The 15,194-nt window shown below is 52.3% G+C and carries 14 protein-coding genes and 1 pseudogene; 6 read left to right on the plus strand and 9 right to left on the minus strand.

What is annotated here, in order from left to right; translation table 11 throughout:
- The first annotated feature begins 40 nt into the window (after positions 1-40).
- Positions 41-664 carry a glutathione S-transferase family protein gene (locus tag HYQ67_RS07315; RefSeq protein WP_202302863.1) on the plus strand — a complete coding sequence of 208 codons (624 nt, stop codon included), beginning with the start codon at positions 41-43 and terminating at the stop codon, positions 662-664.
- Here the strand turns inward: HYQ67_RS07315 and HYQ67_RS07320 are convergent.
- The 4 genes from HYQ67_RS07320 to HYQ67_RS07335 all read right to left on the minus strand — a co-directional run bounded on the left by HYQ67_RS07320 (position 661) and on the right by HYQ67_RS07335 (position 3,964).
- Complete coding sequence (locus tag HYQ67_RS07320; RefSeq protein ID WP_202302865.1) at positions 661-1,770, minus strand: PQQ-dependent sugar dehydrogenase; 1,110 nt, start codon at positions 1,768-1,770, stop codon at positions 661-663. The two genes, HYQ67_RS07315 and HYQ67_RS07320, sit on opposite strands and share 4 nt — an antisense overlap.
- A gap of 113 nt (positions 1,771-1,883) precedes the next feature.
- Positions 1,884-2,267, minus strand: coding sequence for a biofilm formation regulator BssR (locus tag HYQ67_RS07325; RefSeq protein ID WP_202302867.1), 384 nt, complete (start codon positions 2,265-2,267; stop codon positions 1,884-1,886).
- Between the two features lie 136 nt (positions 2,268-2,403).
- Positions 2,404-3,615: a serine hydrolase domain-containing protein gene (locus HYQ67_RS07330; protein ID WP_202302868.1), complete on the minus strand. Its 1,212-nt coding sequence runs from the start codon at positions 3,613-3,615 to the stop codon at positions 2,404-2,406.
- 43 nt (positions 3,616-3,658) lie between these two features.
- Positions 3,659-3,964 carry a hypothetical protein gene (locus HYQ67_RS07335; protein WP_202302869.1) on the minus strand — a complete coding sequence of 102 codons (306 nt, stop codon included), beginning with the start codon at positions 3,962-3,964 and terminating at the stop codon, positions 3,659-3,661.
- 617 nt (positions 3,965-4,581) lie between these two features.
- Between HYQ67_RS07335 and HYQ67_RS24365 the strand changes: the two are divergent.
- From HYQ67_RS24365 to rimO, 5 genes and pseudogenes are all read left to right on the plus strand, one after another.
- A pseudogene (locus HYQ67_RS24365) lies at positions 4,582-4,752 on the plus strand (LysR family transcriptional regulator); the annotation flags it as partial.
- Positions 4,753-4,755: 3 nt separating this feature from the next.
- The gene (locus HYQ67_RS07340) at positions 4,756-5,493 is read left to right on the plus strand and encodes a type 2 periplasmic-binding domain-containing protein (RefSeq protein WP_237391146.1); all 738 of its coding nucleotides are present in this window, start codon (positions 4,756-4,758) and stop codon (positions 5,491-5,493) included.
- 38 nt (positions 5,494-5,531) lie between these two features.
- The gene (locus HYQ67_RS07345) at positions 5,532-6,395 is read left to right on the plus strand and encodes a LysR family transcriptional regulator (protein ID WP_202302871.1); all 864 of its coding nucleotides are present in this window, start codon (positions 5,532-5,534) and stop codon (positions 6,393-6,395) included.
- Positions 6,396-6,710: 315 nt separating this feature from the next.
- Positions 6,711-7,265 (plus strand): helix-turn-helix domain-containing protein, encoded by a 555-nt coding sequence (locus HYQ67_RS07350; RefSeq protein WP_202302872.1) that lies wholly within the window; start codon positions 6,711-6,713, stop codon positions 7,263-7,265.
- Positions 7,266-7,462: 197 nt separating this feature from the next.
- The gene (gene rimO / locus HYQ67_RS07355; protein WP_202302873.1) at positions 7,463-8,776 is read left to right on the plus strand and encodes a 30S ribosomal protein S12 methylthiotransferase RimO; all 1,314 of its coding nucleotides are present in this window, start codon (positions 7,463-7,465) and stop codon (positions 8,774-8,776) included.
- 69 nt (positions 8,777-8,845) lie between these two features.
- Here rimO and gsiD read toward each other — a convergent pair whose 3' ends face one another.
- The 5 genes from gsiD to iaaA all read right to left on the minus strand — a co-directional run bounded on the left by gsiD (position 8,846) and on the right by iaaA (position 15,170).
- Complete coding sequence (gene gsiD, locus HYQ67_RS07360) at positions 8,846-9,757, minus strand: glutathione ABC transporter permease GsiD (protein WP_202302874.1); 912 nt, start codon at positions 9,755-9,757, stop codon at positions 8,846-8,848.
- A gap of 2 nt (positions 9,758-9,759) precedes the next feature.
- Positions 9,760-10,680, minus strand: a complete 921-nt coding sequence (gsiC, locus tag HYQ67_RS07365; RefSeq protein ID WP_202302876.1) for a glutathione ABC transporter permease GsiC — start codon at positions 10,678-10,680, stop codon at positions 9,760-9,762.
- A 100-nt stretch (positions 10,681-10,780) separates the two neighbouring features.
- The gene (gsiB, locus tag HYQ67_RS07370) at positions 10,781-12,319 is read right to left on the minus strand and encodes a glutathione ABC transporter substrate-binding protein GsiB (protein WP_202302878.1); all 1,539 of its coding nucleotides are present in this window, start codon (positions 12,317-12,319) and stop codon (positions 10,781-10,783) included.
- 23 nt (positions 12,320-12,342) lie between these two features.
- Positions 12,343-14,217, minus strand: coding sequence for a glutathione ABC transporter ATP-binding protein GsiA (gene gsiA / locus HYQ67_RS07375; protein ID WP_202302880.1), 1,875 nt, complete (start codon positions 14,215-14,217; stop codon positions 12,343-12,345).
- Positions 14,217-15,170, minus strand: a complete 954-nt coding sequence (gene iaaA / locus HYQ67_RS07380; protein ID WP_202302882.1) for a beta-aspartyl-peptidase — start codon at positions 15,168-15,170, stop codon at positions 14,217-14,219. The genes gsiA and iaaA overlap by 1 nt, the downstream gene beginning before the upstream one ends.
- Positions 15,171-15,194 lie beyond the last annotated feature (24 nt).

Here is a 15,194-nt window from a genome sequence, read left to right on the forward strand (position 1 = left end):
AAACGAAACGCAGAGCAGATCACACTAACCAGGAGCTTGTATGATAACCGTTTGGGGCAGAGACAATTCAACCAATGTGAAGAAGGTGCTTTGGTGTCTGGAAGAGCTGGGCGAAAAATATCATTCCATTCCTGCCGGCGGGAAATTCGGTAAAACGCACGATGCTGAATATCTGGCTATGAATCCTAACGCGCTGATCCCGTGCATCCACGACGATGCTACCGATCTGACGCTTTGGGAATCCAACACCATTGTCCGCTACCTGGCAGCACAGTACGGCAGGAAAACGCTTTGGGTGGAAGAGCCGGCGGCGCGTGCAAGCGGTGAGAAGTGGATGGACTGGTCAGCAACGCTGGTTCCGCCTTACCGCGGCGTGTTTATGAGCCTGGTGCGTACCGCGCCTGAGCTGCGCGACCAGAAGCTGATTGAAGAGAGCATCGCCCAGTGCGACGCGCTGTTTGGCATTCTGGATGCAGAACTGGCGAAGCAGCCGTGGCTGAGCGGCTCAGCTTTTGGGCCTGCGGATATCGCGCTGGGACCTTCAGTTTACGCGTTACTCAATCTGGATATTCAGCTGGGGCCACACGTTAACCTGCATCGCTGGTATCAGCAGTTGACCCAGCGCCCGGCATTTCAGAAAACCGTCATGATCCCCCTGAGCTAACTTTTTGGGCTGAGCTTCAGCAGCTGCCCATCAGATTCGTCGGTCAGGACGTACAGGTAGCCGTCCGGGCCGACGCGTACATCCCTTATTCGCTGTTGACGATCCTCAAGCAGGCGCTGCTGGCCCGTCACCTTGTCGCCCCTGAGCGTCAGCTCAATCAGATTTTCCTCCTTCAGCGCACCGATGAACAGCTTGCCTTTCCACTGGGGGAATTTATCGGCGTTATAGAACGCCATACCGCTTACCGCAGGCGAAACTTTCCAGTAATGGCCCGGCTGTTCGGTACCGGCCACGATCTCCCCTTTAGCTTCCGGGACGGCTAAACCGCTGTAGTTGATGCCCCACGTAGCAATCGGCCAGCCATAGTTTTTACCGGCCTGCGGAATGTTAATTTCATCGCCACCGCGCGGGCCATGTTCGTTCAGCCAGAGCTCACCGTTTGCAGGATTGATAGCCAACCCCTGCGGATTGCGATGACCATAGGACCAGATCTCCGCCCTCACCCCCGGCTTACCGACAAACGGGTTATCTTTCGGCAGCGAACCATCTTCGTTCAGGCGCACTACCTTGCCCTGAAGTTTGTTGAGATCCTGGGCGGCAGGACGCTGGTTATTTTCGCCAAGGGCGATAAAAAGATGCCCTTTTCCATCAAATGCCATCCGCCCGCCAAAGTGGTTACCTGTAGAGAGTTTGGGCTGCTGGCGGAAAACAACTTTGAAATCCTCAAGGCGCTGGAAATCCGGGCTGAGTATGCCGTAGCCCACGGCGGTTCCCGCTTTATCATCATCGCCCGCTTCTGCATAGCTGAGCCATACCCTGCGGCTCTTTGCAAAATCAGGTGCCAGCACCACGTCAAACAGCCCCCCTTGCCCGTGGGCCCAAACCTTAGGGACACCGCTTATAGGGTCGCCTGGTCCCTCCCCAGGCTGCCAGCGGCGCAGCTGACCGTCGCGGAGCGTGATAAGCATACCTTTATTCTCCGGCAGGAATGCCAGCGACCAGGGATGATCGAGCTTGCTTTGCAGGACGTCGACATTAACCCCTGCGGCACAGGTGAAACCTGTTGTCAGAAAGAGAACAGAAGCGATGAGGGTCCGGGTCGGCATGGCTATCTCCTTTGCGGGTAACAGAATAAGGGTAGCCGCCCGACTTCCAGGCAGAGGTATTTTTACACAACCTTAAACAGCTTGATGGGGAGCCCCCCCCTTTTGACGCCTTGTCAGGCATCGATGGCTAGCTGGACGGTGTGGAGCTCGTTCAGGCTGTCTGAAAGCTGATGGAGACAGCTTTCAAGTTTATCGGCATCGATGGCAATATAATGCGGACAGTCATGCCGCCCGGTCATCAGTGAGATAGCGGCGGCAGAAAGCGCTGCAATTCCCCGCTCGAATGAAGCAGCCTGGTGGGCCGCAAGGCTTGCGGTAAACGTGGGGGCCTGCTCGCGATACTCATGACAAACCTCAAACAAGCTGTCACGCAGCTTTTCGCTTTCGGTCACCGACATGTATCCCTTTGCGCGTCGCAAAGAAAGATAGGACGAAACATCGGCCTGCGCTGCGACCATTTTTTTCAGCAGATAGCGTTCGATTGTGCTCCTGGACATACCTTTTTCCCTCCCTTTGTGAACTGATAAAACCCACATAGAGTATGGTTATATTTTAGGCGGCCAGAGGTGTTTTTGCGGGGATTCTTGATCCACCGCAATCACATTTACAGAAGGGAATAACGACCGCTAAACGTCAGAGAGAGGCGTTTTTCGAGCAGGTTGAGGCTACGTTTTGCTCGCGCCACATTTGGCGCAGCACACTGTGCCCCAGGTTGTTTTGCCAGGTAAAACTATTTTGCAACACGACAATCGCAAAGTGATGCTGCCGGTCAATACCAATATAGCTGGAGTAGCCGCCGATATAGCCCACCTGGTAGGTAATGGTCTGTTCATCGAAGCTGTCGCTGACCCAGGCGATATTTGCCGCCTCTTTCTTGCGCGGATAATAAACTTTCATGCTGTCAGCCATGGCTTTATCCAACTCGGCATTTCCGCTGCCGTTGAGATGGGCGGCAGCAAAGGTCAGCAGGTCAGCGGTATCGGTATAAAGGCCCCCAGCTCCCAGCATATTGCCGGTGAACTGCCAGTCGGGAACGACCTGTCCGGTAGGGATAAACTTAGGCTGGCTTCCCGCGTGACCGATGGCCCGGAGTGGAAAGGCCTTTAAGGACTGCGGCGTGAAACTGGTATTTTGCATACCCAGCGGCTGAAAGAGCAAATCGTGGGCTAATTTATCCGCACGCTGCCCTGTCTGGTACTTAAGCACATAATCCAGTATCGCGTAGCCCAGATTAGAATAACGTGGCTCATTGCGGGATGGTCTGGAGAAAGTCGCCAGATCGTCAATGACGTGGTCGCTATCAAGGTGCGGATAAAAATTCTCACCGTTGCCAAGATAGCGAACAAAAGCAGCTAACATTGGCAGGTCCATCGTCTGACGCGGAAGGCCCGAGGTGTGCGTCACGAGTTGCAACAGGGTAATCTGCTTCGCATCTTCGCTAAGCGGGGTGCCAGGCGGCAGCAATTGTTCAAGCGTATCAGACCAGTGCAGCCGCCCCTGCGCAACCAGTACCGCCGTGGTTTCAGCGGTCATGCCTTTGCTCAGTGACCCCACCGCAAACAGCGTATCTTTTTTAACAGGATAATGTTGCTCACTGTCCGTCACGCCAAATTGCCAGTAGTGCCGCTGATTATGGGCATCGATCACCCCAACCGCCATTCCCGGTGAACGCAGGTCTACCATTTCTGGCAGCCAGCTGTTGATATCACGTGGCTGTGAGTCCCCACAGGCACGCTGTGCCAGCTGTGGCGCTTCCGCTTCGGGCGCCACGTTAGAAAGCGTACCGCATCCGGTCAGCAATACGCCGGAAATGACTAACAGTACTGCTGCAGGCCTCAAAGCCATGACTCTTTTTTCACGCACGTTTACTCATCATAAATGCTTCAAATTAGTTAGCTGCAACGCAAGGCTTAGCGCTCAGCTCAACCAGTAACGTTCGGTCATTACCGGTTTTTTTAACGGCAAGATTACTGCTGTGATAGCGATAAAGTGCCTGGCCACCGCTCATATTCTGATAGGAGTAACGTCTGCCGTTATACCAGGCGTAATCGCCATCAAGCGCCAGTTTTTCACCACCGCAGACAAACTTCTGGGCGGTATCCGGCGGCGTGTTCAGCGGAGTAGGGATAACGTTACAGGCGGACAGCAATAGCAATCCGGCGAAAAGACCGATAATAGTGGTAATCTTGCGCATTTCTTCATCCTTTTAAGGTTCGTTAACATCCGGGCAAAGCGGCAGTGATAATAAAGCGTACCGCCCTGCCGGGCAAAATAAGAGATGTCGCAAAACACCAGAAAAGGATGAATCGTCATGCTTAAGAAACCCATCCTTGCGGTACTGCCCGCTTTCCGCAAACCTGAGCCGGAAGGAAAAAGTTAGCCTGGTAACGAAATCGTGGGCGGATAATAATGGTTTCAGCATTGCGTTTTTAACATTTAGAGCTCCTCTCAGCGTGCTGAGTTCAGCTCATTGTGCTTGTAACAAATAGCTCACATCCAACAGGCCTTATCATACTTATAAAATCCCAGATTCAAGAAGTTTATATTTAAACAACTTAAATTCACTCGTGAAGCGATTTGATTTCAAAGAGTTACTGATTGGTTTACGCGTATTAACTCCGTGTGGTATAGGGTATTATCATTAAAACATTGTTTTTTTATCTTAGGCCCGTTACATTTTGATCACCTGAGTGCTTCGCTAGCCATATTAGCCCTATTGATAAACGATCACGCCATTTATCAAGTTATCAATCCATTATTTGAAATAGCGAGTAATCCACTGTTAACCTTATAAGCGTGTAAAAAATCGCCATGCATAATAATATAGACTTATCTCTTCTGAAAGTTATCAGCACGCTCGTAAGTTGTGGTAGTGTAACGAAAACAGCCGAAATCCTTAATGTTTCACCTGGGGCTATCAGCTACTCTCTTAATAAAGCGAGATTCCAGACCGGGGCGCATCTTTTCATTCGAACACGAACGGGAATGAAACCCGATTCAACGGCACTGGAATTAAGTCTTCGCTATCAAAAATTCAATTCCAGCCTCAGCGATAAAAATGAATCAGAATCCGCCTTACAGCGTGAAGAATTAACCTTCAATACCTTCTCACTTATTGAACTGATGCTGGCACCCGCCATGCCACAGATTGCAGAAGATCGGCCCTTATTCCGCCATATTTTTCGTCCCTACATGAATAGTGTTCCGGAAAGAATAAGATTACTCAGAGAGCGCGAAATAGATATTGATATTGGCTCAAAACTCCCTGCTGACTCAATGATCGGTAAAACGAAATTATTCTCATCTAAAGTAGCTATCGTGGCGAGTGCAAAAAACCGTCATATCGGTTCTGAGTTTACCCTGAAAGACTGGTACAGCCATCAGCATGCCGTCTGGTCAGAAATGGTAGATTATTATACAAAAGATATTACGCAATCCGGGACAGTACTAAAACATTTTGAAGCCCGCAAAATATCAGTGATTTCTGGCAGCATTATTAACATGCTCACTTTTTGCGCCGCGACAGACTGCATTATGGTTGTGCCTGCTTATTGTGTGCCGATACTTGAGAAAAAATTTGACCTGCGAAGCTATTCAATGCCTGAAGAAATTGAGACATGGTATGACTGCTTTGTGCATTTCAATTTGCAACTGGTTGAAGAATCAACCGTCATCGATTATGTACACAATATGATCGGTAAAGTTAAAAGTTTATATGGTTGAAGAGCATAAAAGCTATTGCAACGCATTAAGGAATAGTAATGGACGATTTGAATATTAAGCAGCTAGCCATCATCAATGCAGTTATTGAGTGTAAAAGCGCAGCGCTCGCGGCGCAAAAATTAAATATTTCGCCTTCAGCAATCAGCTACACGCTTAATCAAGCACGTAAGATTACCGGCATGAAGCTTTTCACACGAACGGCTAAAGGATTAACCGCAAACCCTGAAGTTTTTGAGCTACAAAAACAATATCAGCAGATATCCTCTCTTAATTCCTCGCGCAGTGACTTCATTATTACGACCTATTCGCCAATAGAAATGATTCTCTCTCAGCATCTTTATAAGGTGATGAATCACTCGGAAACAACCTCGCTACGCTTCATTACTATGGATTGTAATGAAGAAAACAGACTGGTGAAACTGAAGCACCGCGAGGTGGATATTGATATTGGCGGAAAATTGCCTGATGACAAATCTATTATCTGCGCCCACTACCTGCATTCTGAAGTTTGCGTTGTAGTGAATGCAGCTCATCCGACGATTGGTAAAAGCTTCTCATTAGCAGACTGGCAGCAGAACCAGCATTTACGCTGGCGTCGGGATATAGGAAGCATTGCGGACATTCTTGACGGTCTGAAATCCTCCGAAACATTGATGATGGTTCGTGACATCGCCTACGAGAGTGCAAACCTTCTCACTCTGGCGGCCATTTGTTCGCAAAGTCCTTATATTATGTTAATACCGAAGCTATTCCTGCCATCCTTGAAAAAAATATTCCCGTTAAAACACTTTGACCTGCCTGATGGTCATTCCTTAACCTTTGACTGTTACATTCATTATCATCGCTCGATGGCAGCTAACATCAATCAGCTGGCGCTTCACGATGCTTTTGAATCAAGCTAAGGATACGATGGCCTCTGTTCATGACAAGTCATAACGTAATGATAATATAGTTTAGAGTGATTAATTAATCAGTACGTCAGCCTGTCATTTCGATATCGATAATTTAATATCGACTGGAATCATAACAATCGACAACACAATGCTGTTTTTTTAAATTACTATTTTAGCATTTCAACGGGTTTATAGGGTTTACCTGTCCCCCTATACAATATAAGGTTAAACGAATCCCTGATAATCAACAGAATTAGGGGTTCCTCGCACCACATTCAGAAAACTGCAATGAGTTTTTACGCTTTGCAATACAAGGTTTATTAAATGAAATTCGATGTAATAAGTGACAACTATTTCTATTGCGAAGGTATAAAGTCGCCTCAGACTGAGGTGCATTATGTCCTTAGCACACAGGATATTGATCATTTTTTTTCTCAGTTCGAACAAAATAACCACTTGATAATTGCTGTTGAAAACATGCACTTACGAGGAATGGCTATCGATCTTTGCCGCGCGTCACAAACGAAATACGTTGTCCTGCTGGAAGATATGATTAAAAACGACTGGTTTGAAATCGATAACGTTATCTATTTTTCAATGGATTGTTCGCAACAACATATTCGTAAAATAATAACATCTCCGGTGATGAACAAAGGGGACAAACTAACGCAACGTGAACTGGATATTCTGCCGCACGTGCATTTAAACAACACGACCATGGCAACCAAACTGAACCTGTCGCAGAAAACAGCCAGCGGTTACAAAATCATTCTCAAGCGCAAGCTGAAGATGAAGGCTTTCAACTCATTGGCCCTTGCGCGGATGAAGAATGCCATCATGTGCACCGACGTCGACGATCAGGGCTATCTGGTCTCTTAATAAGCGCCATTTTTAATCAACAAACGCTTAGCATTACTATCACCAAAGCATCCGCTGTTGGATATGGTTTTTAGTGAGGCCAATGCTAAGCGCTTTATCTGCTCCCCCGCGCCCTCAGACATAATAGTAGAGCCGTCTAAAAAACCCGTGTAAAATCGCCCGGTTTTTTTCTCTGTTTACTTTGTGAGCGTACACCCATGCATCAACCCCGTATTGGCTTTGTCTCTCTCGGCTGTCCTAAAAATCTTGTTGATTCAGAACGTATTCTTACCGAATTACGCACCGAAGGTTACGATGTGGTGCCGAGCTATGACGATGCCGACATGGTTATTGTCAATACCTGTGGTTTCATCGACAGCGCCGTACAAGAATCGCTCGAAGCGATCGGTGAAGCGCTGAATGAAAATGGCAAGGTCATTGTGACCGGGTGCCTGGGGGCGAAAGAAGATCAAATCCGTGAGGTCCATCCTAAGGTGCTCGAAATCACCGGGCCGCACAGCTATGAGCAGGTTTTAAAACATGTTCATCATCACGTACCAAAACCTATACATAATCCTTTCCTGAGTCTCGTACCGGAGCAAGGCGTCAAGCTGACTCCTCGTCACTACGCCTATCTTAAAATTTCCGAAGGCTGTAACCACCGCTGCACCTTCTGCATTATTCCATCTATGCGCGGCGATCTGGATAGCCGTCCTGTTGGCGACGTGCTGGCCGAAGCCAAACGCCTGGTCGATGCGGGCGTGAAAGAGCTGTTAGTGATTTCCCAGGACACCTCCGCCTACGGCGTAGATGTCAAACACCGCACTGGTTTTTATAACGGTGAGCCGGTGAAAACCAGCATGGTTAGCCTGTGCGAGCAGCTCTCGAAATTAGGTGTGTGGACGCGTTTGCACTACGTTTACCCTTACCCTCACGTAGATGAGGTTATCCCGCTGATGGCGGAAGGCAAAATCCTGCCGTATCTGGATATTCCTCTTCAGCACGCCAGCCCGCGCATCCTCAAGCTGATGAAGCGCCCCGGCAGCGTAGACCGCCAGCTCCAGCGTATTAAGCAGTGGCGTGAGATTTGCCCGGATCTGACTTTGCGTTCAACCTTTATCGTCGGCTTCCCGGGGGAAACGGAAGAAGACTTCCAGCTGCTGCTCGACTTCCTGAAGGAAGCCCGTCTGGACCGCGTTGGCTGCTTTAAGTACAGCCCGGTGGAAGGCGCGACGGCGAATGAACTGGCAGACCAGGTGGCGGAGGATGTGAAAGAAGAGCGCTGGAACCGCTTTATGCAGCTGCAACAGCAAATCTCCGCGCAGCGTCTGCAGGAAAAGGTTGGCCGCGAAATCATGGTCATCGTGGACGAAGTGGATGAAGAAGGCGCGATTGGCCGCAGCATGGCTGACGCCCCGGAAATCGACGGTGCGGTATACCTGAACGGAGAAAGCAAACTGAAACCGGGCGACGTCGTTCGCGTGAAGGTTGATAACGCCGACGAGTACGATTTGTGGGGAAGCGTGGTTTAACACGTCAGCGGCGGGTGGCGCTTGCCCGCCCTGCTCCTCTGTGTACGTTGCATCAACGCCCCCTCACAATCATCCCTTTATTTTCGGATCCAGAGCATCCCGCAGCCCGTCTCCCAGCAGGTTAAACGCCAGCACCGTCAGGAAAATGGCCAGGCTTGGGAAAAGCGCAACATGCGGGGACATCACCATATCTGCCCTCGCTTCGTTCAGCATCGCACCCCACTCGGGCGTAGGCGGCTGCGCCCCAAGACCAAGAAAGGACAGGCTTGCCGCTGAGATGATCGACGTCCCGATACGCATCGTGAAATAGACCACGATGGATGAAACGGTGCCGGGTAAAATATGGCGAAAAATGATGGTCCAGTCAGATGCCCCGATACTGCGTGCCGATTCAATATATGTCTGGTGCTTCAGAACCAGAGTATTTCCACGCACCAGACGGGCAAATGCAGGAATGCTAAAAATGGCCACGGCGATAATCACGTTGGCCATGCCGCTGCCCATGATGGCAACCACAGCGATAGCAAGAAGGATCCCCGGGAAGGCAAAGAGCACGTCACAGATGCGCATAATCACCCGGTCCCACCAGCCTTCGTAATACCCTGCCAGCAGGCCGAAAAATGTTCCAGTTAGCGCACCAATCAACACTGAGAAAACGCCCGCCGCCAGCGAAATCTGCGCGCCAACCAGCACGCGGCTGAAGATATCTCGCCCCAGCGAATCAACGCCAAACCAGTGCAGTATTGACGGGCCTTCGTTCAGCCTGTCGTAGTCGAAGTAATTTTCCGCATCGAACGGGGCAATCCACGGTGCAATCAGCGCGATAATTATCAGCAGTAATACAAAGGCCCCCGCGATCATCGCCACCGGCTGCTGCCGCAGCCGACGCAGAAACTCATGCCACGGCGTGCGTACACCGTCCGGGCGGACAAGGGGCATGGCATTAAGTACAGCCTGACGTCGCCAGTTAAATAGTCGCATCCTTACTTGTACCTGATTGCAGGGTTAATGGCCGCATAGAGCAGATCCACCACCAGATTAATGACAATAAACTCCAGCGAGAACAGCAGCACTTCCGCCTGGATAACCGGGTAATCACGCATTTCAACAGAGTCCACCAGCAGACGCCCCAGCCCCGGCCAGTTAAAGACCTTTTCCACCACGATTGAACCGCCAAGCAGGAAGCCGAACTGCAGCCCCATCATGGTGACAACCGGGATCATCGCATTGCGCAGACCATGCTTTATCACCACCAGCGCCTCACTCACTCCTTTGGCGCGAGCCGTCCGCATGTAATCCTCTTGCAGGACGTCGACAAATGAGGCGCGCGTGAAGCGAGCCATGACCGCAGCTACCGCGGCTCCCAGAGTAATGGATGGCAAAATATAGTGCTGCCAGGTATCGGCACCAACGGTAGGTAGCCAGCCGAGCTCGACGGAAAAGACCTGCATTAACAACATACCGAGCGCAAAGGCCGGGAAAGAAATACCGGAAACGGCAATCGTCATACTGAGTCTGTCCGGCCAGCGATTTCGCCAGACGGCGGAGACGATACCGGTGAACAGCCCGAACATCACCGCCCATACCATGCTGGTGAGGGTCAGCCATAGCGTTGGCATGAAGCGGCTGGCGATCTCTTCGGAGACCGGGCGATGCGACACCATCGAGGTGCCAAAGTCACCCTGCACGACATTGGCAATAAAATGCAGGAACTGCTGCCAGAGCGGAAGATCCAGCCCCAGCTGAGTACGCACCAGGTTGATCACCTCCGCATCCGCTTCCGGCCCGGCGATGATCCGCGCAGGATCGCCCGGCAGCAGGTGAACAAACAGGAACACCAGTACCGCCACAATCAGCAGCGTCGGGATCAGGCCCAGCAGGCGTTTGAGGAAATAATTAAACAAGGAAGCTCCGTTCACGTAGGGCGAGTAGCGCAACCGCTACCCGCCATATTCCCGGTGGATAACGCTTGCGCTTATCCACCCTACAACACCAGCTCCGGGGCTATTTCAAATCCGCTTCATCAAAGCTAAACCCGGTATCCGGCATCACATAGAAACCAGTGAGGTTTTTGCTATGGGCGGAAACCAGCTTCTCCACCACCAGCGGCACCCACGGAGACTCTTTCCAGATCGTATCCTGAGCGTCCTTATAGAGCTTCGCTTTCTCGTCACGATGGGTGGTTTTCAGCGCGTTCGTCAGATCTTTATCCACTTTCGGATTGCTGTAGAAGGCGGTGTTGAAAAGCGTAGGCGGCCAGTTTTGCGAGGCAAACAGCGGCGACAGCGCCCAGTCCGCTTCGCCGGTGGAGGCCGTCCAGCCGGTATAGAACATTCTCACGCCGCTTTCCGCCTGGCCTTTACCCTCAACTTCGGCGGAACGCTGCCCGGCATCCATCGCCGTCACTTTCACCTTAATCCCCACCTGCGCGAGCTGCTGTTGGGTAAACTGAAGGACTTTCTGCGCGGTACTGTGGTTGTGGGACGACCAGAGCGTTGTTGTAAAGCCGTTCGGGAACCCGGCCTCTTTCAACAGCGCTTTTGCCTTAGCGGGATCGTACGGCCACGGTTTGAATTTTTCCGCGAAGTCGATTGAAGGCGGCACGACGCCCTCCGCCGGCGTTGCGTAACCTGCAAAGGCAACTTTCACCAGCGCCTGGCGGTTAATGGCGTAATTAATGGCCTCGCGTACTTTTGGATTGTCGAACGGCTTCTGGGTCACGTTCATGCTGATGTAGCGCTGCATGATGGACGGTGACGCAACCAAATCCAGCTTGTCGTTTTTCTCCAGGCGCGCGGCCTGCTCGTAAGGGATAGGGAAAGCAAACTGCGCTTCACCGGTTTGCAGCATTGCCGCACGGGTGTTGTTATCCACGACCGGACGCCAGGTGATGGTATCAAGTTTTGGCAGCCCCGGCTTCCAGTAGCCGGCAAACTTTTTCACCTTCACAAAATCAGTCTGATTCCAGGTGTCGAGCTGATACGGGCCGGTACCCACCGGGTGGAAACCAATATCGTTGCCGTATTTTTTCAGCGCCGCAGGGGAAATCATCGCCGTCGCCGGGTGGGCAAGGATATTGATAAACGCCGAGAACGGCTGTTTCAGCGTGATTTTTACCGTGCTGGCATCCACCGCTTCGGTTTTAGCAATCGCCTTGTAGAGGTTATAGCGCTTCAGATGATTGTCCGGGTTGCTGGCACGGTCGAGGTTAATCTTCACCGCCTCAGCGTTAAAGTCTGTCCCGTCCTGGAACTTCACACCCGAACGCAGCTTAATGGTGTAAACCAGCCCGTCGTCAGAAACTTTATAACTTTCCGCCAGCACATTTTGCAGCTTCATGTCTTTATCCAGGCCAAACAGCCCCTGATAAAACGACTTAGCCACCGCCTGAGAAAGCGTGTCGTTGGCATCATACGGGTCAAGCGTCGTGAAATTGGAGGCAACGGCTACCACAACATCTTTGGCAGCGAACGCCGGCGCGGCGAGGACGGAGGACGCAAGGCCCGCCGCCAGCAGCCATTTTGTATGCATGTTCAGTGTCATTCTTATTCTCCTGTTGTCCCTGCCTAAATATGGTTATCACTGGTGCCAATCGGGTGGCGGGCGACAAAGTGCCCGGGCCCAACGGCAATCAGCGGCGCCACGTACGGATCGTCCCCAACGCTGCGTGTATTGCTGGGGATCTCATCGGAAAGCAAAACGGGTTTCGCCCGACGGTGCGTCGGATCGGCCACCGGCACGGCAGCCATCAGCCTGCGGGTATAAGGATGCTGTGGGTTTTCAAATACCTCACGACGCGGGCCAATCTCTACAATTTGTCCCAGGTACATCACCGCAACCCGGTGGCAGATCCGCTCCACCACGGCCATATCGTGGGAAATAAACAAAAAGGCGATGCCAAATTCACGCTGTAAATCGAGCAGCAGATTGATGATTTGCGCGCGGATGGACACGTCCAGCGCCGAAACGGACTCATCGGCAATCACCACTTTAGGATTCAGCGCCAGCGCCCGCGCAATGCAAATGCGCTGTCGCTGGCCGCCGGAGAACTCGTGCGGATAGCGCCACGCGTGCTCCGGCAAAAGCCCTACTCGTTCCAGCAGCCACGCCACCCGCCGCTCTGCTTCTGCTCTCGGCATCACGTTATGCACCAGCAAAGGCTCCATAACGGAATAGCCCACGGTCAGACGTGGGTCGAGGGAGGCATAGGGATCCTGGAAGATAAATTGAATGTCTTTACGAATGTGCTGCATTTGCGCATTGGGTAAGTTATCGATGCGCTGGCCATTAAAATGGATGCTGCCGCCCTGATTCTCAACCAGACGCAGCAAAGCTCGCCCGGTGGTTGATTTGCCGCTGCCGGATTCGCCCACCAGCCCCAGCGTTTCGCCAGGCCATAAATCGAAACTCACTTTTTCTACCGCATGAACTTGCTTCGTCACACGATTCAGAATGCCGCTGCGGATGTCGAAACGAGTGGTCAGTTCTTTCACCTCAAGGACTGGCGTCGCCCCTTCGGGGATCGTGTTCTGTTCGGTTTCCGGTTCGGACTTATCCGGGTCGCTCGGATTAAGCAAAGGAAATTTGCGCGGGAGATCCTGGCCTGCCATAGCTCCCAGACGCGGCACGGCGGAGAGCAGAGCTTTGGTATAAGGATGAACGGGCGCACGAAATATTTGCTCAACGCTGCCCGTTTCTACCGCTTCACCGCCGTACATCACCAGCACGCGGTCCGCGATGTCCGCCACCACGCCCATATCGTGGGTGATAAAAATAACGCCCATCTCCATTTCATCCTGCAAGACGCGGATAAGCTGGAGGATCTGCGCCTGGATAGTCACATCCAGCGCCGTCGTGGGTTCATCGGCAATCAATACCGCCGGTCGGCACGAGAGGGCCATGGCAATCATGACACGCTGGCGCATACCGCCGGAGAGCTGATGAGGGTAGCGCCCAAGAATGGCTTTCGCCTCAGGGATACGCACGCGTTCGAGCATGCGCTGGGCTTCCAGCATGGCCGCCCGTTTATCCAGCCCCTGATGCAGGCGAATAGACTCGGCGATTTGCTCGCCCACCGGGAAGACCGGATTCAGTGAGGTCATCGGCTCCTGGAAGATCATGGCGATATCCGCGCCGCGCACTCCCCGCATCTGCGAGTTGCTCAGTTCATTCGGCCTGATAACCTGTTTGTTGCGACGGCGCAAAAGAAATTCATCGCCAGACACCTGCCCGCCGGACTGTTCCAGCAAGCGCATCAGCGCCAGCGCGGTGACCGATTTCCCTGAGCCAGACTCCCCGACAATCGCCAGCGTTTCCCCGCGTTTAAGATCGAAAGAAAGCTTGCGCACCGCATCGCTGAACACCTTGTCCTGGCGGAAACGGATGCTCAGATTGCGGATCGACAACACGCGATCGTCCGGCAGTTCATGGCTATGCGGCATCAACGCTCCTGGTCACGGTAGATTCCTACGCTTGGAGCATCACCTGCATAACCATAGCCACGGTACATCCCCTCGCTGTTGAACGGCAGCGCTACGTTACCCTCATTGTCGATAGCGATAGCGCCACCGACTCCGTTCAGCGCCGGGAGTTTTTCCATGATGACGCGTTCGGTGGCCTGGTGGAGGCTAAGCCCACCGTATTCCATAAGGGCCGCGATGTCGTACGCCGCAAGCGTGCGCATAAAGACTTCGCCAGTACCGGTACAAGAGACGGCAACGTTGGCGTTATTAGCGTAGCAGCCCGCGCCCACGATCGGTGAATCACCCACCCTGCCCGGCAGTTTATTGGTCATACCGCCGGTGGACGTGGCGGCAGCCAGATTACCGAATTTATCCAGCGCCACGGCACCCACGGTGCCAAATTTGTGGTCAGGATCGAGAGGTTCATGGCTGGAATGATCCAGCACGGTTTGATGATTTTCCCGCGCCCGCTGAAGTTGCTCCCAGCGTTCTTCGGTGGAAAAAATCTCCGATGACACAGGTTCCAGACCGTGTTGCTGAGCAAATGTCTCTGCGCCTTCACTGATTAACAGCACGTGGGGGCTGTGTTCCAGCACCGCACGCGCGGCAAGAATGGGGTTACGGATATGGCTTACACCCGCAACGGCTCCCGCGTTCAGCGTATTGCCATCCATCACACAGGCATCCAGCTCGTGGGTACCCGCATGGGTAAACACCGCGCCGATACCCGCATTAAATAACGGATTCTCTTCCAGCAGGCGAACGGCCTCGGTGACGGCATCCAGCGCGCTACCGCCAGCTTCGAGGATAGCCTGACCCGCTTCGATAATCGCCGAAAGCGCCTGGATGTACTGCTGCTCTTTCTCAGCGCTTAGCTGCGATCGAGTGATTGCACCTGCTCCGCCGTGGATGGCGATTACCGCTTTGTTCATACCGACATAGCCTTGTGATAATTG

Source organism: Dryocola clanedunensis subsp. sulfonylureivorans (assembly GCF_016756775.1).
In the GTDB taxonomy this organism is placed as follows: Bacteria; Pseudomonadota; Gammaproteobacteria; order Enterobacterales; family Enterobacteriaceae; genus Dryocola; species Dryocola clanedunensis.